The sequence below is a fragment of the Pseudomonas moraviensis genome, from assembly GCF_900105805.1.
In the GTDB taxonomy this organism is placed as follows: domain Bacteria; phylum Pseudomonadota; class Gammaproteobacteria; order Pseudomonadales; family Pseudomonadaceae; genus Aquipseudomonas; species Aquipseudomonas moraviensis_A.
This window is the reverse complement of sequence record NZ_LT629788.1, coordinates 2785569-2803675: the sequence shown is the minus strand read 5'-3', so window position 1 is coordinate 2803675 and position 18107 is coordinate 2785569. Positions and strand designations below refer to the sequence as shown.

General features: G+C 61.0%; 18 protein-coding genes and 1 pseudogene. 7 read left to right on the top strand and 12 right to left on the bottom strand.

All coding sequences use genetic code 11. The annotated features are described in order from the left end of the window. The first annotated feature begins 117 nt into the window (after window positions 1-117). From dnaX to BLU71_RS12410, 5 genes are all read left to right on the top strand, one after another. Window positions 118-2220: a DNA polymerase III subunit gamma/tau gene (gene dnaX, locus BLU71_RS12430; RefSeq protein ID WP_083353209.1), complete on the top strand. Its 2103-nt coding sequence runs from the start codon at window positions 118-120 to the stop codon at window positions 2218-2220. A 66-nt stretch (window positions 2221-2286) separates the two neighbouring features. Next, window positions 2287-2625, top strand: coding sequence for a YbaB/EbfC family nucleoid-associated protein (locus BLU71_RS12425; RefSeq protein WP_003223337.1), 339 nt, complete (start codon window positions 2287-2289; stop codon window positions 2623-2625). A gap of 262 nt (window positions 2626-2887) precedes the next feature. Beyond that, on the top strand, window positions 2888-3922 hold the full coding sequence (locus tag BLU71_RS12420) for an NADP-dependent oxidoreductase (RefSeq protein ID WP_016773860.1): 1035 nt from the start codon (window positions 2888-2890) through the stop codon (window positions 3920-3922). 66 nt (window positions 3923-3988) lie between these two features. Beyond that, the gene (recR, locus tag BLU71_RS12415; RefSeq protein ID WP_064363871.1) at window positions 3989-4591 is read left to right on the top strand and encodes a recombination mediator RecR; all 603 of its coding nucleotides are present in this window, start codon (window positions 3989-3991) and stop codon (window positions 4589-4591) included. Between the two features lie 192 nt (window positions 4592-4783). Beyond that, complete coding sequence (locus BLU71_RS12410) at window positions 4784-5932, top strand: acyl-CoA dehydrogenase family protein (RefSeq protein WP_083353208.1); 1149 nt, start codon at window positions 4784-4786, stop codon at window positions 5930-5932. Window positions 5933-6043: 111 nt separating this feature from the next. Here the strand turns inward: BLU71_RS12410 and BLU71_RS12405 are convergent, their stop codons facing one another. Both BLU71_RS12405 and fnr read right to left on the bottom strand, forming a co-directional pair. Beyond that, a complete protein-coding gene (locus BLU71_RS12405; protein WP_007918333.1) occupies window positions 6044-6592 on the bottom strand; it encodes an adenine phosphoribosyltransferase in 549 nt (182 codons plus the stop codon). Between the two features lie 75 nt (window positions 6593-6667). Then, window positions 6668-7402, bottom strand: coding sequence for a fumarate/nitrate reduction transcriptional regulator Fnr (gene fnr / locus BLU71_RS12400; protein WP_016773865.1), 735 nt, complete (start codon window positions 7400-7402; stop codon window positions 6668-6670). A 154-nt stretch (window positions 7403-7556) separates the two neighbouring features. On the opposite strand from fnr, the gene BLU71_RS12395 reads away from it, so the two are divergent. Then, window positions 7557-8039 (top strand): hypothetical protein, encoded by a 483-nt coding sequence (locus tag BLU71_RS12395; RefSeq protein WP_064363872.1) that lies wholly within the window; start codon window positions 7557-7559, stop codon window positions 8037-8039. Here the strand turns inward: BLU71_RS12395 and hemN are convergent. The 7 genes from hemN to BLU71_RS27330 form a co-directional block, all read right to left on the bottom strand. Then, window positions 8036-9418, bottom strand: a complete 1383-nt coding sequence (hemN, locus tag BLU71_RS12390; protein ID WP_065614975.1) for an oxygen-independent coproporphyrinogen III oxidase — start codon at window positions 9416-9418, stop codon at window positions 8036-8038. The genes BLU71_RS12395 and hemN overlap by 4 nt on opposite strands. A 169-nt stretch (window positions 9419-9587) precedes the next feature. Next, on the bottom strand, window positions 9588-10271 hold the full coding sequence (locus tag BLU71_RS12385) for a sulfite exporter TauE/SafE family protein (protein WP_083353207.1): 684 nt from the start codon (window positions 10269-10271) through the stop codon (window positions 9588-9590). Beyond that, the gene (gene ccoS, locus BLU71_RS12380; protein ID WP_039763029.1) at window positions 10264-10476 is read right to left on the bottom strand and encodes a cbb3-type cytochrome oxidase assembly protein CcoS; all 213 of its coding nucleotides are present in this window, start codon (window positions 10474-10476) and stop codon (window positions 10264-10266) included. Before ccoS ends, BLU71_RS12385 begins: the two co-directional genes overlap by 8 nt. Window positions 10477-10499: 23 nt before the next feature. Next, entirely contained in the window at window positions 10500-12950 is a 2451-nt protein-coding gene (locus BLU71_RS12375; RefSeq protein WP_083353206.1) for a heavy metal translocating P-type ATPase, read from the bottom strand. A gap of 213 nt (window positions 12951-13163) precedes the next feature. Further along, entirely contained in the window at window positions 13164-13703 is a 540-nt protein-coding gene (locus tag BLU71_RS12370) for a FixH family protein (RefSeq protein WP_042608417.1), read from the bottom strand. Between the two features lie 13 nt (window positions 13704-13716). After that, window positions 13717-15132, bottom strand: a complete 1416-nt coding sequence (ccoG, locus tag BLU71_RS12365) for a cytochrome c oxidase accessory protein CcoG (protein ID WP_042608416.1) — start codon at window positions 15130-15132, stop codon at window positions 13717-13719. Continuing rightward, window positions 15132-15380, bottom strand: a complete 249-nt coding sequence (locus BLU71_RS27330; protein WP_152972376.1) for a hypothetical protein — start codon at window positions 15378-15380, stop codon at window positions 15132-15134. Before BLU71_RS27330 ends, ccoG begins: the two co-directional genes overlap by 1 nt. A gap of 241 nt (window positions 15381-15621) precedes the next feature. On the opposite strand from BLU71_RS27330, the gene BLU71_RS12360 reads away from it, so the two are divergent. Beyond that, window positions 15622-16626, top strand: coding sequence for a metallophosphoesterase family protein (locus BLU71_RS12360; protein WP_064363878.1), 1005 nt, complete (start codon window positions 15622-15624; stop codon window positions 16624-16626). A gap of 23 nt (window positions 16627-16649) precedes the next feature. On the opposite strand, the pseudogene BLU71_RS27740 reads toward BLU71_RS12360, so the two are convergent. The 3 genes and pseudogenes from BLU71_RS27740 to BLU71_RS12345 form a co-directional block, all read right to left on the bottom strand. After that, a pseudogene (locus BLU71_RS27740) lies at window positions 16650-16847 on the bottom strand (type II toxin-antitoxin system Phd/YefM family antitoxin); the annotation flags it as partial. Between the two features lie 89 nt (window positions 16848-16936). Continuing rightward, on the bottom strand, window positions 16937-17920 hold the full coding sequence (gene ccoP, locus BLU71_RS12350; RefSeq protein WP_042608414.1) for a cytochrome-c oxidase, cbb3-type subunit III: 984 nt from the start codon (window positions 17918-17920) through the stop codon (window positions 16937-16939). After that, window positions 17917-18102 (bottom strand): CcoQ/FixQ family Cbb3-type cytochrome c oxidase assembly chaperone, encoded by a 186-nt coding sequence (locus tag BLU71_RS12345; protein WP_016775513.1) that lies wholly within the window; start codon window positions 18100-18102, stop codon window positions 17917-17919. The genes ccoP and BLU71_RS12345 overlap by 4 nt, the downstream gene beginning before the upstream one ends. Window positions 18103-18107: the final 5 nt, after the last annotated feature.

The following is an 18107-nucleotide window of genomic DNA, read 5'->3' as shown; positions in this document are numbered from 1 at the left end:
CCGATAAAAGCCTCTGCTGATGCAGCTTAGCCATATTAGACGAGGACACCGGATGCAATTTTGCCCTTGCTCCGCTAGCATTAGCCGCTTCTGCTTCCTTCGCTGCGACGGTTTTCGATGAGTTATCAGGTTCTTGCACGTAAATGGCGTCCGCGCTCGTTCCGCGAAATGGTCGGCCAGACCCATGTGCTCAAGGCTCTGATCAATGCCTTGGACAGCCAGCGGCTGCACCACGCCTACCTGTTCACCGGGACGCGCGGGGTCGGCAAGACCACCATCGCGCGGATCATTGCCAAGTGCCTGAACTGCGAGACCGGTATCACCTCCAGCCCCTGCGGCGAATGTTCGGTGTGCCGCGAGATCGACGAAGGCCGTTTCGTCGACCTGATCGAGATCGACGCCGCCAGCCGCACCAAGGTCGAAGACACCCGCGAACTGCTCGACAACGTGCAGTACGCGCCAAGCCGTGGGCGCTTCAAGGTCTACCTGATCGACGAAGTGCACATGCTTTCCAGCCATTCCTTCAATGCGCTGCTGAAAACCCTTGAAGAGCCGCCGCCCTACGTCAAGTTCATCCTGGCGACCACCGATCCGCAGAAACTTCCGGCAACGATTCTTTCGCGCTGCCTGCAGTTCTCCCTGAAGAACATGACGCCCGAGCGTGTGGTCGAGCATTTGACCCACGTGCTCACGGCGGAAAACGTACCGTTTGAAGACGATGCACTGTGGCTGCTTGGCCGCGCTGCTGACGGCTCGATGCGCGACGCCATGAGCCTGACCGATCAGGCCATTGCCTTCGGCGAAGGCAAGGTGCTGGCTACTGACGTACGGGCGATGCTCGGCACCCTGGATCACGGTCAGGTCTACGACGTTCTGCATTCATTGATCGAGGGTGACGCCAAGGCGCTGCTCGAAGCCGTGCGGCATCTGGCCGAGCAAGGTCCGGACTGGAACGGCGTGCTCTCGGAAATTCTCAACGTGCTGCACCGTGTGGCCATCGCTCAGGCGCTGCCGGAAGGCGTCGACAACGGCCACGGCGACCGTGATCGGGTGTTGGCTTTGGCCCAGGCGTTGCCGGCCGAGGACGTGCAGTTCTATTACCAGATGGGCCTGATTGGCCGCCGCGACTTGCCGCTGGCGCCGGACCCGCGTGGCGGCTTCGAGATGGTCCTGCTGCGAATGCTGGCGTTCCGACCGGCGGATACGGCGGACGCGCCGAGGCAACCGCTAAAGCCAGTGGGGATCAGCCAGGCCACAGTTGGTTCCGCAAACTCCGTGGCTGCCGCGCCGAAGCCTGCGCCGGTGGTCGCTGCGGCTGTTGCGCCAGCGCCAGCGCCCGTGGCTGAGCCAGCGCCGGTAACCGCGCCGACTGCCGAGCCGGAACCTGTTGCGCCGGTTGTCGAAGCGCAACCGGAGCCTGAGCCGGTCGCCGTCGAAGCCGTGGTCGATCTGCCGTGGAACGACCCGGTTGAAGCCGAGCCCGAGCCCGAGCCGGCGCCGGCACAGCAACCTGCCGTCGAGCCGGTGCTGGAAACCGCTGGCGAGCAGCCGGAATTGCCGCCAATGCCGTTGCCAACCCCGGACAGCGTGGTGCCGGACGCGCCGGAGTGGGCCGCCGCGCCGATTCCCGAGCCGTCCGTCGCTGACGTCGATGCCGCCACGCCAGGCATGGACATGGACGACGAACCGCCGCTGGACGAGGACTACATCGAGCCGGACATGGATTCGGCCTACAGCTATCTCGACGAACTGGCCAGCGAACACGCCGCCGATCCCGAACCTGAGCCCGAGCCGGAACCTGCCGCCGCGCCGGCAACCGGTCTGGCCCTTCAGTGGCTGGAGCTGTTCCCGAAACTGCCGATTTCCGGCATGACCGGCAGCATCGCCGCCAACTGCACCTTGATTGCGGTCGACGGCGATCATTGGCTGATGCACCTTGATCCGGCCCACAGCGCACTGTTCAACACTACGCAACAGCGTCGTCTCAACGACGCGTTGAACCAGTTCCACGGGCGCACGCTGACGCTGACCATCGAGCTGATCAAACCCGAACAGGAAACCCCGGCCCAGGCCGCCTCCCGTCGCCGCGCCAATCGGCAGCGCGAGGCGGAGGAATCGATCCATGGTGATCCGTTCATCCAGCAGATGGTTCAGCAGTTCGGTGCGGTGGTGCGAAGCGATACTATTGAACCTGTCGACGCCTTGGTCACCCAAGGCTAATAACTGAAGGCGCTCGGCCGCGATGGCCGGGCGCTGTTTTATCCAAGTACGTTTGAGGTGATTCCCATGATGAAAGGTGGCATGGCCGGCCTGATGAAGCAGGCGCAGCAGATGCAGGAAAAAATGGCCAAGATGCAGGAAGAACTGGCCAACGCCGAAGTCACCGGCAAGGCCGGCGGCGACATGGTCACCGTGGTGATGACCGGTCGTCACGACGTCAAGAGCGTGAGCATCGACCCGAGCCTGGTCGAAGGCCTGAGCGAAGACGACAAAGAGATGCTGGAAGCCGTGGTCGCCGCCGCCGTCAACGACGCCGTGCGCAAGATCGAAGCCAACAGCCAGGAAAAAATGGGCAGCATGACCGCCGGCATGAACCTGCCAGCGGGTATGAAACTGCCGTTCTGATTCGCCACTGCGCGGCAGATGAGCTACACAAAATGCCAGGCATCGCGCCTGGCATTTTTGTTTCTGCATGATGGGCATGTGCCGGCAGGACTGGCGCTTTCGCGAGCAGGCTCGCTCCCACACTTGGAAATGCAATCCCTGTGGGAGCGAGCCTGCTCGCGAAGGGCGCGCCTGGGTCAAAACTGAAGAAACATCGAACACACCACCGCCACCAAGGTCTGCTCCCTATACACCGAATTCCCCATTCACAGGAGACGCTGACATGTCCGACCCTCTCACCCTCAACCAACGCTTCGTCCTTGCCTCGCGCCCGACCGGTGCGCCGACTCCGGAAAACTTCCGTCTCGAGCGCGAGGCTTTGCCGGATCTGCAGGACGGTCAGGTCTTGCTGAAAACCCTGTACCTGTCGCTCGATCCGTACATGCGCGGACGCATGAGCGATGCACCGTCCTACGCCGCACCCGTGCAGATCGGCGAAGTCATGACCGGTGGCGCGGTCAGCCGGGTCGAGCAATCCAATCATCCAAAATTCCACACCGGCGATCTGGTAGTGGGTGCGACTGGCTGGCAGAGCCACAGCATCAGCGACGGCCGCAACATCATGCCGATTCCTGCCGGTCTGCCGAGTCCGTCGATGGCTCTCGGGGTGCTGGGCATGCCGGGCATGACCGCGTACATGGGCCTGATGGACATCGGTCAGCCGAAAGAAGGCGAAACCCTCGTGGTGGCCGCTGCGTCCGGCGCCGTCGGCTCGGTGGTCGGGCAAGTGGCGAAGATCAAAGGCCTGCGTGCAGTTGGCGTGGCTGGTGGTGCCGAGAAGTGCAAATACGTGGTCGAGGAGTTGGGTTTTGATGCCTGCATCGACCACAAGGCCGACGACTTCGCCGAGCAACTGGCCAAGGCCTGTCCCAACGGCATCGACATCTACTACGAGAATGTCGGCGGCCATGTATTCGACGCGGTCGTGCCATTGCTCAACCCCAAAGCGCGCATCCCGTTGTGCGGTCTGATCGCCGGCTACAACGCCGCCGAGGCACCCACCGGCCCGGATCGCCTGCCCATGCTGCAACGCACGCTATTGACCAAGCGTGTGCGCATTCAGGGCTTTATCGTCTTCGATGACTACGGTGATCGTCAGCCGGAATTCATCAGCCACATGGTGCCGTGGGTACGCGACGGCAAGGTGAAATTCCGCGAGGACGTGGTCGAAGGTCTGGAGCAGGCGCCCGAGGCGTTCATCGGTCTACTGGAAGGGCGCAACTTCGGCAAACTGGTGGTCCGGGTCGCCCAGGACTGAGGATTTGACGCTGGCCAGAGGCGCGGGTATAAACCGCGTCTCGTTGTTTAGTCGGACTGTTTACCCATGAGCTTCAGCCCTTTGATTCGCCAACTGATCGACGCCCTGCGCACCTTGCCGGGCGTGGGTCAGAAAACCGCTCAGCGCATGGCGTTGCAGTTGCTCGAACGTGATCGCAGCGGTGGCACTCGTCTGGCGCAGGCCTTGAGCCAGGCCATGGAAGGCGTTGGCCACTGCCGTCAGTGCCGCACGCTGACCGAAGACGATCTGTGCCCGCAATGCGCCGACCCGCGCCGGGATGACACGCTGCTCTGCGTGGTCGAAGGGCCGATGGATGTCTATGCGGTGGAGCAGACCGGATTCCGTGGCCGCTATTTTGTTCTCAAGGGGCATTTGTCGCCGCTTGATGGTCTGGGACCGGAAGCGATCGGTATTCCGCAATTGATGGCGCGTATTGAAGAGGCCGGGACGTTTACCGAAGTCATTCTCGCCACCAACCCGACGGTCGAAGGCGAGGCCACCGCCCATTACATCGCGCAGTTGTTGCAGAACAAAGGCCTGATCGCCTCGCGGATTGCCCACGGCGTACCGCTGGGCGGTGAGCTGGAGCTGGTTGATGGCGGCACGCTGGCGCATTCGTTTGCCGGGCGCAAACCGATTTCCCTCTGATTATGCGGTGTCTGTTTTGACGCCTTCGCGAGCAGGCTCGCTCCCACACTGGTTTTGTGTCGTTTACAAATCCCCTGTGGGAGCGAGCCTGCTCGCGAATGGCGCGCCGCGGTCTATCTGATTCACACAATTTCATTGAAAACCAAGCAAGCGCTCGGTTAACGTCGGCGAACCCTTCCATGGAGCTCGCCCATGCCTGCCTTTCAGGAATACTTCGACTCCAGCCACCAATTGGTCCGTGACAGCGTCAGACGTTTCGTCGAACGCGAAATCCTGCCGGACATCGATCAGTGGGAAGAAGCCGAAAGCTTTCCTCGCGAGCTTTACCTCAAGGCCGGAGCGGCGGGCATTCTCGGTATTGGTTATCCCGAAGCGCTCGGCGGTAGCCATGAAGGCGATCTGTTCGCCAAGGTCGCCGCCAGTGAGGAGTTGATGCGCTGTGGCTCTGGCGGCCTGGTAGCGGGCCTTGGCTCGCTGGATATCGGTCTGCCGCCGATCGTCAAATGGGCACGCCCGCAAGTCCGTGAGCGAGTCGTGCCGCAAGTGCTCAGTGGTGCGAAGATCAGCGCCTTGGCCGTGACCGAGCCCGGTGGCGGCTCCGACGTCGCCAACCTGCAAACACGCGCCGTGCGCGACGGCGATTGCTACCGGGTCACTGGCAGCAAAACCTTTATCACCAGCGGCGTGCGCGCGGATTTCTACACCGTCGCGGTGCGTACCGGTGCGCCGGGGTTTGGCGGCATCAGTTTGTTGCTGATCGAGAAGGGCACGCCAGGTTTCAGCGTCGGTCGGCAACTGAAGAAAATGGGTTGGTGGGCGTCGGATACCGCTGAATTGTTCTTCGACGATTGCCGCGTGCCTGTAGGCAATCTGATTGGCGCAGAGAACATGGGCTTCGCCTGCATCATGGGCAATTTTCAGAGCGAAAGGCTGGCGCTGGCGCTGATGGCCAACATGACCGCGCAATTGGCGCTGGAGGAGAGCCTGAAGTGGGCGCGCGAGCGTGAAGCGTTCGGCAAACCCATCGGCAAGTTTCAGGTGATCAAGCATCGCCTCGCCGAAATGGCCACGGCGCTGGAAGTGTCGCGGGAGTTCACTTACCGGCAAGCGGCGAAGATGGCGGCAGGGCAGAGTGTGATCAAGGAAATTTCCATGGCGAAAAACTTCGCCACCGACACCTCGGACCGGATTACGACGGAGGCGGTGCAGATTCTTGGCGGCCTCGGTTATATGCGCGAAAGCCTGGTGGAGCGGCTGTATCGGGATAACCGCATCTTGTCGATTGGCGGCGGGACGCGGGAGGTGATGAATGAAATCATCAGCAAGCAGATGGGGCTTTAGGTTTTGCGTTGAGGCTGCTGGCCTCATCGCGAGCAGGCTCACTCCTACAGGTGAACGCATTCCAAACTGTAGGAGTGAGCCTGCTCGCGATGGCGGCCTGAAGGGCGCTGCTTATTTATCAGTCAACGCAAACTGCGTCAGGCAAAAGGTAGGAATGCCCATATCCTCAAGACGCTGCGAACCTTGCAGCTCCGGCAAATCAATGATCGCCGCGGCCTCATGCACCCGTGCGCCCATGCGGCGAATCAGGTTGGCCGCCGCGATCAGCGTGCCGCCAGTGGCGATCAGGTCATCGAACATCACCACCGAATCGCCTTCGCACAGGCTGTCGGCGTGCACTTCCAGAAACGCTTCGCCGTACTCGGTGGCGTAACCTTCGGCGAGCACGTCCGCCGGCAGTTTGCCTTGCTTGCGGAACAGCACCAGCGGTTTGTTCAACTGATAGGCCAATACCGAACCGATCAGGAAACCACGGGCGTCCATTGCGCCGATGTGGGTGAAGTCGGCTTCGACGTAGCGATGGGCGAAGCTGTCCATCACCAGGCGCAGGGCCGTAGGCGACTGGAACAACGGGGTGATGTCGCGAAAGATCACGCCCGGCTTGGGAAAGTCGATCACGGGGCGGATCAGGGATTTGATGTCGAAGGAGTCGAAGACCATCGGGGTGTCCTGGCAGGGCTGCAAACGGCGCAGTATACCCGCGGCTGAAACGATTCGCTCAACCGCGGGTCGTGATCAGCCTTCGATCGAACCGCCGGCCAGCGCGCACAGCTGGATCGGATCGAGAATGTGGATCTCCTTGCCCTCGGCGGCAATCAGCTCGTTCTGCTGGAAGCGCGTGAATACCCGCGACACGGTTTCCACCGCCAGACCCAGGTAATTGCCGATTTCATTGCGCGACATGCTCAGGCGGAACTGGTTGGCCGAGAAGCCGCGAGCGCGGAAGCGTGCCGACAGGTTGACCAGGAAGGTGGCGATGCGCTCGTCAGCGGTCTTCTTCGACAGCAGCAGCATCATTTGCTGGTCGTCGCGGATCTCGCGGCTCATCACCCGCATCAACTGGCGGCGCAGTTGCGGCAATTGCAGGGCCAGTTCGTCGAGGCGTTCGAAGGGGATTTCGCAGACCGAAGTGGTTTCCAGCGCCTGGGCTGACACCGGGTGTTTCTCGGTGTCCATGCCCGACAGTCCAACCAGTTCGCTCGGCAGATGGAAACCAGTCAGTTGCTCTTCGCCGGCATCGCTCAGGCTGAAGGTTTTCAGGGCGCCGGAGCGAACTGCATAAACCGAATCGAAGGTGTCGCCCTGGCGAAACAGAAACTCGCCTTTCTTCAACGGGCGGCCGCGTTTAACGATTTCGTCGAGCGCATCCATGTCTTCCAGATTCAGAGAAAGTGGCAGGCAGAGCGGGGCCAGGCTGCAATCCTTGCAGTGGGCCTGGTTGTGAGCGCGCAGTTTGACTGGCTCGGACATTTCTTCAATCCTTGTGGGAAAACACACATAAGACGTAAGGGTAACCCACCCAAGGACATTCAGGCCAGCACGCGGCGATGTTGTCCCACAGACATAAAGCCGCAGCACCGGCGGCCGATAAACAGCTATCAGCATTCATCCACGGAAGGTTCCGATGACCGCCATTGGCACGCTAGGCCCCGGTAGCAGCGGCGTTGCTGCCGCGCCGGAGTTAAACAATACCGACGCTGCGAGCGACCGCGACGACGACCTGTCGATAACGGCAAGCCCGACCTTGGTCGAGGGCGTCAAAGTGTCGCTGTCCGGCGCGGCCATCGCCAAATCCGCCGCTGTCGGCGGCGAAAACAGCGACATCGACAACAGCGGCCTACCGGAGAACATCCAGCAATTGCTGAAGATGATCCGCAAAATCCAGAAAGAAATTATCGAAAAGAAAGCGCGGATGGCGGCGGTCATGTCCGACAAAACCCTCTCCAATGAAGAAAAGATCAACAAGCTCGCCGCATTGCGTGGAGCCATCGCCGCCCTCAACAGCGGCCTGATCACCGCCAACCTGGCTTTGTCGAAAGTGATGAACCAGTCGGCGCTGAGCCCTGATCAGAACCTCAAGGTCGGCTCGTTGCTGACCAAGCCTTAGATCACCCGCGAGAAACGCTGGCGGTTCTGCTGCTCAAGGTACGCATCGAAGACCATGCACACCGAGCGCACCAGCAATCGGCCCGCCGGCAACACCTCGATCCCGTCGCGATCAATCCTGATCAGGCCATCCTCGGCCATCCCCTGCAATTGCGGCCACAGCGCGCCGAAATAGCCCTGGAAGTCGACATTGAACTGCTGCTCGATTTCAGCGAATTCGAGTTTGAAATTACAGATCAGCTGCTGAATCACCGCGCGGCGCAAGCGATCGTCGGCGTTGCACACCAGGCCGCGACTGGTCGCCAGTTGCGCGCTGGCGAGGCTGTTCTGATAAGCAGCGAGGTCGCTGCTGTTCTGGCAGTACAAATCGCCAATCTGGCTGATCGCCGACACGCCCAGACCAATCAGATCGCAATGGCCGTGGGTGGTGTAACCCTGGAAATTGCGTTGCAGGGTCTGTTCCTCCTGGGCAATTGCCAGATCGTCATCGGGCAGGGCGAAGTGGTCCATGCCGATGTAGCGGTAACCGGCAGCGATCAGTTGTTCGATGGTGCGCTGCAGCATCTCCAGCTTGTGCGCGGGGCTGGGCAATTCGCTGCTGTTGATTCGCCGTTGCGGCATGAAGCGCTCCGGCAAGTGCGCGTAGTTGAACACCGAGAGGCGATCCGGTTGCAGGCTGATCACTTCGTCGACGGTGCGGGCGAAATTGTCCGGGGTCTGCTTCGGCAGGCCGTAGATCAGATCGATGTTGATCGAGCGAAATTGCAGGGTCCGCGCCGCGTCGATCACCGCGCGGGTTTCCTCCAGACTTTGCAGGCGATTGACCGCGCGCTGCACCGCCGGATCAAGATCCTGCAGACCGATGCTGACCCGGTTGAAACCCAATTCGCGCAGCAGGCCCATGGTCGACCAGTCGGCCTCGCGCGGGTCGATTTCGATGCCGTAATCACCGGAGTCGTCATCGAGCAGATTGAAATGCTTGCGCAGGTGCGCCATCAGCTGGCGCAGTTCGTCGTGGCTGAGAAAGGTCGGCGTGCCGCCACCGAAATGCAGTTGCTCGACTTTTTGCGCCGGGTCGAGGTGGCAGGCGATCAACTGGATTTCCTGCTCGAGCCGTTGCAGATATGGCTGCGCGCGACCGCGATCCTTGGTGATGACCTTGTTGCAGGCGCAGTAGTAGCAAATGTTCGCGCAGAACGGCACATGCACGTACAGCGACAACGGCCGCTGGGCCTTGCGGCTGTCGCGCAGGGCGTGGAACAGGTCGAACGTGCCGACCTGCCCGTGAAATTGCACGGCAGTCGGGTACGAGGTGTAGCGTGGCCCCGCCAGATCGTAGCGGCGGATCAGATCAGAGTCCCAACGAATGGCGTCGAGCATGCGGGCATTCCCCCGGATAGGCTGGCAGTGTGGCGAGTCTATCGGGGTGCGGCGATGGGGCTGTTGATTTGCATCAACAGCACAAGGTCAAAAGATCGCAGCCTTCGGCAGCTCCTACCTTGGAATGCGACCTCCTGTAGGAGCTGCCGAAGGCTGCGATCTTTTGCTTTTAATGGCCCATGAGCCAATGCTGATGCGGGCCGGGCAATGTCCACAAACCAAACAGAATCACCAGCAAACCGCCGGCCATACGCACGCTGCGTTTGCGCAGGATCGCGGTGACCCGTTCAGCCGCCAGCCCGGTGGCGAGCAGCACCGGCCAGGTGCCGAGGCCAAACGCAAGCATCAACAGCGCACTGTCCAGCGCATTGCCCTGACTCGCGCTCCACAACAGCGTGCTGTAAACCAGTCCGCACGGCAGCCAGCCCCACAGTGCACCGAGCAGCAAGGCGCGCGGCAGGCTTGAAACCGGCAGCAAGCGGTTCGCCACCGGTTGAATGAAGCGCCACAAGCCACGCCCGAGCGCTTCGATACGGGTCAGCCCGCTCCACCAACCGGCCAGGTACAAACCCATGGCGATCAGCAGCAGCCCGGCCAGCACGCGCATAAACAGCGCCGCCGGGCTGTTGGCGACGGCCCAGCCGGCCAGGCCGATGAGCAATCCCGCCGTGGCGTAACTGAGAACCCGCCCGAGGTTGTAAGCCAGCAACAGGCGAAAGCGCCGGCTGCGCTGTTCCTTGGGGATCGCCAGGGTCAGCGCGCCCATCAGACCGCCGCACATGCCCAGGCAATGGCCGCCACCGAGCAGGCCGAGGATCAGTGCCGAAACCAGCAGGGGCGCCAGTTCAAGCATGGGGTGGCGCCTTGTCGTCCGGTTTGCCGGCGTTGGCTTCATCCACCGCGGCGGTGTGGTTGGGGTCCTGATCGTCAAAGAGGATGCTGTGCGCGGGGCCGTCGAGGTCATCGTACTGACCGCTGTCCACCGCCCAGAAGAAGATGTACACGGCGATGGCGACGATCAGCAAGGCAGCGGGAATCATCACGTAGAGAGCTGGCATCGGTAACTCCAGGCCCGCGCGGCTCAGGCCGGCAGCGGGCGGGTGTGGGTCGGGCTGCTGGCGGCCGGCGCGCTCGGCAGGCGAGTCAGACGCAGGGCGTTGAGCACCACGGTCAGCGAACTGATCGACATGCCGACCGCCGCCCACACCGGAGTGATCCAGCCGAGGGCGGCGAACGGCAACATGAGGCCATTGTACAGCGCCGCCCACAGCAGGTTTTCGATGATTACCCGGCGCGTACGTCGCGCCAGCGTGAAAGCTTGCACCAGGGCGCCGAGACGGTTGGACAGCAACACCGCATCGGCGCTGGTTTTCGCCAGATCGGTGGCCGAGCCCATCGCCACGCTGATGTCGGCCGCTGCCAGCACCGGCACGTCGTTGACGCCGTCGCCGAGCATCAGCACCTTGCGACCTTCCTTGTGCAGTTGCTGCAGCACTTGCAGTTTGTCATCGGGGCGCAAACCGCCGCGGGCCTCGTCGATACCCAGTTCGGCGGCGACACTGGCGACCATCGGCGAACTGTCGCCGGACAACAGCAAGGTGCGCCAGCCCCGCGCTTTGCAGGCCGCGAGCAGGGCGGGGGCGTCGTCACGCAGGCGATCATCGAGGACCAGCCACGCCAGCGGGCCGTGGGTGTCGGCGAGCAGCAGCCATTGCCCGGCCTCGTCGGGCATCGACGGCAGTGCCGCGCCGCTCAGGGCACAGGCGAACTGCGCCTGACCGATACGCAAGCGTCGTTCACCGACCATTCCTTCAAGGCCCAGTCCCGGGCTGCTGTGCACCTCTTCAGCGGCCAATGGTGCGCGGCCGAAAGCGCGGGCAATCGGGTGTTCCGAACGGTTTTCCAGCGCGGCGGCGAGGCTCAGGCATTGCTCGCTGTCGAGCGCGCCGAGCGGGCGAATCGAACGCAGTACCAAGCGCCCTTCGGTGAGCGTGCCGGTCTTGTCGAAGATTACCGTGTCGATCTGGTTCAGCCCTTCCAGCACGTGGCCGCGGGTCAGCAGCAGCCCGAGTTTGTGCAGCGTGCCGGTGGCGGCGGTGAGTGCAGTCGGTGTAGCCAGCGACAGCGCACACGGACAGGTCGCCACCAGCATGGCGAGAACAATCCAGAACGCCCGCGATGAATCCAGCTGCCACCACAGCAGGCCGATCGCTGCCGCGGCAATCAGCGACAGCAGCAAAAACCACTGCGCGGCGCGGTCGGCGATTTCTGCCAGACGCGGCTTTTCCGCCTGAGCGCGATCGAGCAGGCGCACGATCGCGGAGAGCCGCGTGTCCTGCCCCAGCGCCTGCACTTCCACGGTCAATGCGCCTTCAACGTTGAGGGTACCGGCGGTGACCGCATCACCCAGCGCACGCGGTTGCGGCAGGTATTCGCCGGTCAGCAGCGATTCGTCGATGCTCGACTGGCCGTCGATGATCTTGCCGTCAGCCGGCAGGATCGAGCCCGGCTGCACCAGAATCCGTTCGCCGAGACGCAGCTCGCTGAGCAGGATGCGTTCGCTCTGACCGTTGCTATCCAGGCGCAGGCACGAGGCCGGCAACAGGTTCACCAGTTGCGCAGTGGCAGCGGCGGTGCGCTCGCGGGCGCGGCGTTCCAGATAACGCCCGGCGAGCAGAAACAGCGCGAACATGCCGACCGCATCGAAGTACAGCTCGCCGACCCCGGTGATCGACGTCCAGATCCCGGCGATGTAGGCGCTGCCGATCGCCAGCGACACCGAGACGTCCATGGTCAGGTGGCGGGTACGCAAATCGCGCATCGCCCCTTTGAAGAACGGCGCGCAGCTGTAGAACACGATCGGCGTGGTCAGAAACAGCGCGACCCAGCGCAGGATCGTGTGCAGCTCGGGGCTGAGGTCAATATTGAATTCCGGCCACGTGGCCATGGTCGCCATCATCGCCTGAAACCACAGCAGCCCGGCGACGCCGAGTTGGCGTAGGGCCAGGCGATTCTCGCTGGCCAGTTGTTCACTGGCGCGATCGGCGTGATAGGGATGGGCGGCGTAACCGATGTGGCGCAGTTCGGCGAGGATCTGGCTCAGCGGCAGTTGAGCGTCGGCCCAGCGCACGTGCAAGCGATGGTTGGACAGGTTCAGCCGCGCTTCGGCGACGCCGGGCAGGGTGCGCAGGTGTTTCTCGATCAGCCAGCCGCAGGCGGCGCAACTGATGCCTTCCATCAACAAGGTGGTTTCGGCCAGATCGCCTTCGTGGCGGACGAAGGGTTGTTGCACGTCGGCGCGGTCGTACAGTGCAAGTTCATCGGTCAGTTGCACCGGCAGCGCTTCGGGATTGGCCGAGGCCTCGCTGCGATGCTGGTAATAACTTTCCAGCCCCCCGGCGACGATGGCTTGGGCCACCGCCTGACAGCCCGGGCAGCAGAACTCGCGGGCCTGCCCGAGGACGACGGCGGTGAAGCGGCTGCCGGACGGGACGGGCAGGGCGCAGTGGTAGCAGGCAAGTGGGGTGGTCATGGCATCGTTGAGGGTGTGAGCCCTTGCATTGGGTGTATCCGCTTGTCCTCACCCCAGCCCTCTCCCGGAGGGAGAGGGAGCCGATCGGTGTGAGCCGGAAAAGCGGCTTCAGTCGCCGACATTGTCACTGTCATACGCCACGCTTCCAATCAGCCGAGATCAGTCCCCTCTCCCTCAGGGAGAGGGCTAGGGTGAGGGGCTCTAGACCTTGATTCACTTCTTCAGGTCTTCCGCGCCCTGCAACGGCTCATCACCCAGCAGCAGTTCCTTGTCATGGCTGACCAGTTCTTCTTCAAACATGCGCCACACGTGTTCATCCTGACTGCCAAGCAACTCGACAAACCGCCGCCCTTCGACCTTGTCGCTCAACTGGCCAATGTAGCGCCCGGTATCGCTGTCACTGCGGGTCAGCACGATCTTGCGATCCTTCTCCGGCTGGGTCGGCGAGATCAGGTTCAGTTCCAGGGTTTGCGGCTGGCTGTCACCGCTCAAACGCAGGTCAACTTCGCCGGTCACCTCATCCAGATGCACCGCCGCGCGCAGTTTCAGGGTTTGCGCCAGCAGTTCACGGTCCAGCGAACGGTTGATGCCTTTGCCCGCTTCGTAATAGTTGTCGTTGACCAGATTATCCGGGTTGTTCACCGCGATGGTCACCATGGACAGGGTCAAGGCCACCGAGCAGGCGAGAATCGCGATGATGATCCACGGCCAGAGGTGCTTGTACCAGGGACTTGCGGCGTTTGCAGCGGGCATGTTCAAAATTCTCTCAACGGATTTGTGGGCCGATGAATCGGCTCTTGGCTTCAACGTGGACGCTGTCGTCATCGGCGTCCTTGAGGATGAATTTCACCTCGTTGGTGCTCGATGGCAGTTGTTCCGGTGCGCTCGACAATTCGACCGGCATGCTGACGATATCCCCGGCAGCCACCTTGATCTCGCGCTTGCCTTGCAGGCGCAGGTCCGGCAGACCCTCGGCTTGCAGAAGGTAAGTGTGGTCGCGCTGATCCTTGTTCATGATCTTCAGGCTGTAGACGTTCTCGATCCGGCCTTCGGCGTTTTCGCGGTACAGCACGCGGTCCTTGCTGACGTCGAAACCGACCAGCGAGCGCATGAAGAACGCGGCGACCAACAGGCTGATCATCGCCAGCAGCACCACGGCGTAGCCGATCAGGCGCGGGCGCAGTTTATGGGTTTTCTGCCCGGAGAGGTTGTGTTCGGTGGTGTAGCTGATCAGCCCGCGCGGGTAATCCATCTTGTCCATGATGCTGTCGCAGGCGTCGATGCACGCGGCGCAGCCGATGCACTCGATCTGCAGGCCATCGCGGATGTCGATGCCGGTGGGGCAGACCTGCACGCACATCGTGCAGTCGATGCAATCGCCCAGCCCCAGGGCCTTGTAGTCGATGCCTTTCTTGCGCGGCCCACGGCTCTCGCCACGGCGCGGGTCGTACGACACGATCAGCGTGTCCTTGTCGAACATCACGCTCTGGAAACGCGCATACGGGCACATGTAGATGCACACCTGCTCACGCAACCAACCGGCATTGCCGTACGTGGCGAGGGTGAAAAAACCGACCCAGAAATACGACCAGCCATCGGCCTGGCCGGTGAAGAATTCGATGACCAGTTCGCGGATCGGCGAAAAGTAGCCCACAAAGGTCATGCCGGTGACAAAACCGATCAGCAGCCACAGCGAGTGCTTGGCCAGTTTGCGCAGGAATTTGTTGGCGCTCATCGGCGCCTTGTCGAGTTTGATGCGCTGGTTGCGGTCGCCTTCGGTGACCTTTTCGCACCACATGAAAATCCACGTCCACACGCTCTGCGGGCAGGTGTAACCGCACCAGACGCGTCCGGCGTAGACCGTGATGAAGAACAGGCCGAACGCGGCAATGATCAACAGGCCCGAGAGCAGAATGAAATCCTGTGGCCAGAAGGTGGCGCCGAAGATGAAGAACTTGCGCTCCGGCAGGTTCCACCACACCGCCTGGTGCCCGCCCCAGTTCAGCCACACCGTACCGAAGTACAGCAGAAACAGCGCTGCACCGCCGAGCATCCGCAAATTGCGGAACAGGCCGGTGAAGGCACGGGTGTAGATTTTTTCTCTTGAGGCATAAAGATCGACGCTGTTGTTCGCGTTCTTGTTCGGCGGCGTGACGTCGTGTACCGGAATCTGATTGCTCATCATTGCATCCCACGGCAGTGGAAAAATGCCCCGGTCGATACGTGCCAACCAAGGTCAAAAAGGGCTGTTGCAGTAGCGCGATGATACGCCTGCCGCTCTGGCTCAAGGGTGCGGCCTTTGGTCGCGTTGGGTAAAAAATCCGAATGGTGTAGCGATTGCAGAAAAGCCTGACGCAGATCAATTGACTTGTTGAGTATGGACGGTTTTGCCGAAGCGGCTAGTTCATCTTTTTTCAATCGCTTGTTCACACCACCGCCGTTGATTCCGCAAGTTTGATTACAAGTAATCGGTGGGATTCTTTGACGGTGCCTGGCCCGGCACTAAGCGACAGGTTTCAGTTGATATGTATGTTGTAAGTTGTTTGGTCTGAAATATATTCACTTGATTGTTGTTTGCGAGAGCTTTGAAGTTTTCGTCGTGTTCGAATAAGTTGGCTCCTCGCGAATCATGTTTCGCGTTTTAATAATCAATCTAAATGGAATTTAACGTATGGTTTTTAATAATCTTGTGCGCATTTTTATAAGTGCTTGCTTGCTGGCTTCGGCTATTACCGCTCACGCGGCTACTGGCCTGCCCAAACACATGGTCTTTGCTTCGGATACCCAATATCCGTGGACAGACAAGACCGATAGCCGCGAACCGGAATCGGATTCGGAATTCAAGGAGCGCTCGAAATGGCTGGTTGAAAGCCAACTTGCGAGCATTGCCGAATTCAGAAACCAGCACGGCTCTCAAGCGCAGGTACCTCTGATGATCAATGGCGATATCACCGCTTTTGGTCATGGCTGGCAGCGATCTTATATGAAGGCGGCATTGAACAAGTATTTCGGTGGTGACTACTTGTACGGGCTGGGCAATCACGACTATGAAAATAATGTCGATGACTGTTTCAGTAACAGCTGTGCAGCAGGCAGCATCGTCGAGTTCAAAGAACATCATGAAGGTAAAGTCGATAACTTCGACCTGGAGATTACTAGCGGCTTTCTGAGCAAAACGTATTCCGGCAGTCTCGCCTATTCGAAAAATGTTGGCGAAGTGCATTTGGTCCAGCTCAATAACGAGCCGACCTACACCACACGGATTGCCCATGCGCTGAACCCGACGACATTCGAAATCAACGACGCACTGGACTGGCTTGAGACAGATCTCAGGGTAGCGCGAGCTCAGGGCTATGCAATCATCATCAATATGCATAAGCCGCTGAGGCACAAGGGCAGCCCCGAGCAACTGAAGCGTTTCCGTGACATGGTCAACAAATACCAGGTGACGGCGATCTTTGCCGGCCATTTGCACACAGATGGCGGTGACGCCTACTGGCAGGGCAGTGTGCCGATGTACCTGAGCGGCAGTACGTCCCAGCAGACCTATCTGACTGCGAGCTTTACCGAGGATCGCAAGCAGTTGCAGATCTATCTGGTAGAGAACAACCAATGGCGTGAGCGGACTCTGATCGACACCACGCCAGTGCATTCGGTTTTTGCCCAACGCCCATGAAAAAGCCCCGCCGGTGATAGGGCGAATTCGATTTCAGCCGCATTCGGCATCGCCAGTAGCTCAACGATGCTCGTCTGGCAGCCGGTCAGTTTCTGGTACTCCTCAATGCTGAGCAATACGTGGGCAGGCCTGCCTCGCTCAGTAATGATTACTGGACCTTGATGTGTGGCTTTTTTGGCTGCACTGGTGTCCTGATTAAACTCGCGGCTGGAAATGTTCATCGAGCAAACGTTTCGAATCATGAATGCCACCATGAAAAAAGGCCCCGCCAATCTGATTGGCGGGGCCTTTTATGCTTCAAGCGCTGGACTTATTCAGCCTTTGCTTCCGGTGCTTTTTCACCGTGGGACAAGCTGTATACATACGCCGCCAGCAGGTGAACCTTGTCATTGCCCTGCAGTTGTTCCTGCGCCGGCATCTGGCCCTGACGGCCGTAACGGATGGTCTGTTGCAGTTGCGCGAAGCTCGAGCCGTAGATGAATGCGCCCGGGTGAGTCAGGTCTGGCGCGCCCATGGCCGGGGTGCCTTTGCCGGCAGGGCCGTGGCAGGCCACGCAGTTGGCGGCGAAGAGTTTGCCGCCATTGGCCGGGTCGGCCTTGGTGCCTTCCGGCAGTTTGCGCCCGTCGAGGTTGGTCACCACGAAGGCCGCTACGTCGGCCACGCCTTGCTCGCCGATCACTTCCGCCCAGGCCGGCATCACCGCGTGGCGGCCGCCCATGATGGTGGTCTTGATGGTTTCCGGCTCGCCGCCCCAGCGCCAGTCGGCGTCGGTCAGGTTGGGGAAACCGTAGGCGCCCTTGGCGTCGGAACCGTGGCACACCGAGCAGTTGGAGGCGAACAGACGGCCACCCATCTTCAGTGCTTGCGGATCCTTGGCAACTTCTTCGATCGGCATCGCCGCGAACTTGGCGAAGATCGGACCGAAGCGAGCGTCGGAACGGGCCATTTCCTTTTCCCATTCGTGGACGCCGGTCCAGCCGGTCTGGCCATTGGCGAACGCGGTCTGCTTCTCGGTATCGAGATAGTTGTAGCCCGGCAGCAGACCTTTCCAGTTGCCCAGGCCGGGGTACAGCACCAGGTAACCCAGGGCGAACACGATGGTGCCGACGAACAGCATGAACCACCATTTCGGCAGCGGGTTGTCGTACTCCTCGATCCCGTCGAAGGAGTGGCCGACCGTCTCGTCCGTCTGTTCGCTGCGCTGGCCCTTGCGGGTCGACAGCAGCAGCCAGGTCAGTGCGAAGATCGTACCGAGACTGAGGACTGTGACGTACAGACTCCAGAATGTAGTCATTCTTTGTTACTCCTAGAAGCTTGCTCGACGTGCTTGATGGCTTCGGGATCATCTGCAAAAGGCAACATGGTCGCGTCGTCAAACTCCGACTTGCGCTTGGGGCTGAACACCCACAAGGCCAGACCGATGAAGGCCACCATCACGACAACGGTGCCCAGGCCTCGAATCATCCCGATATCCATCAGAT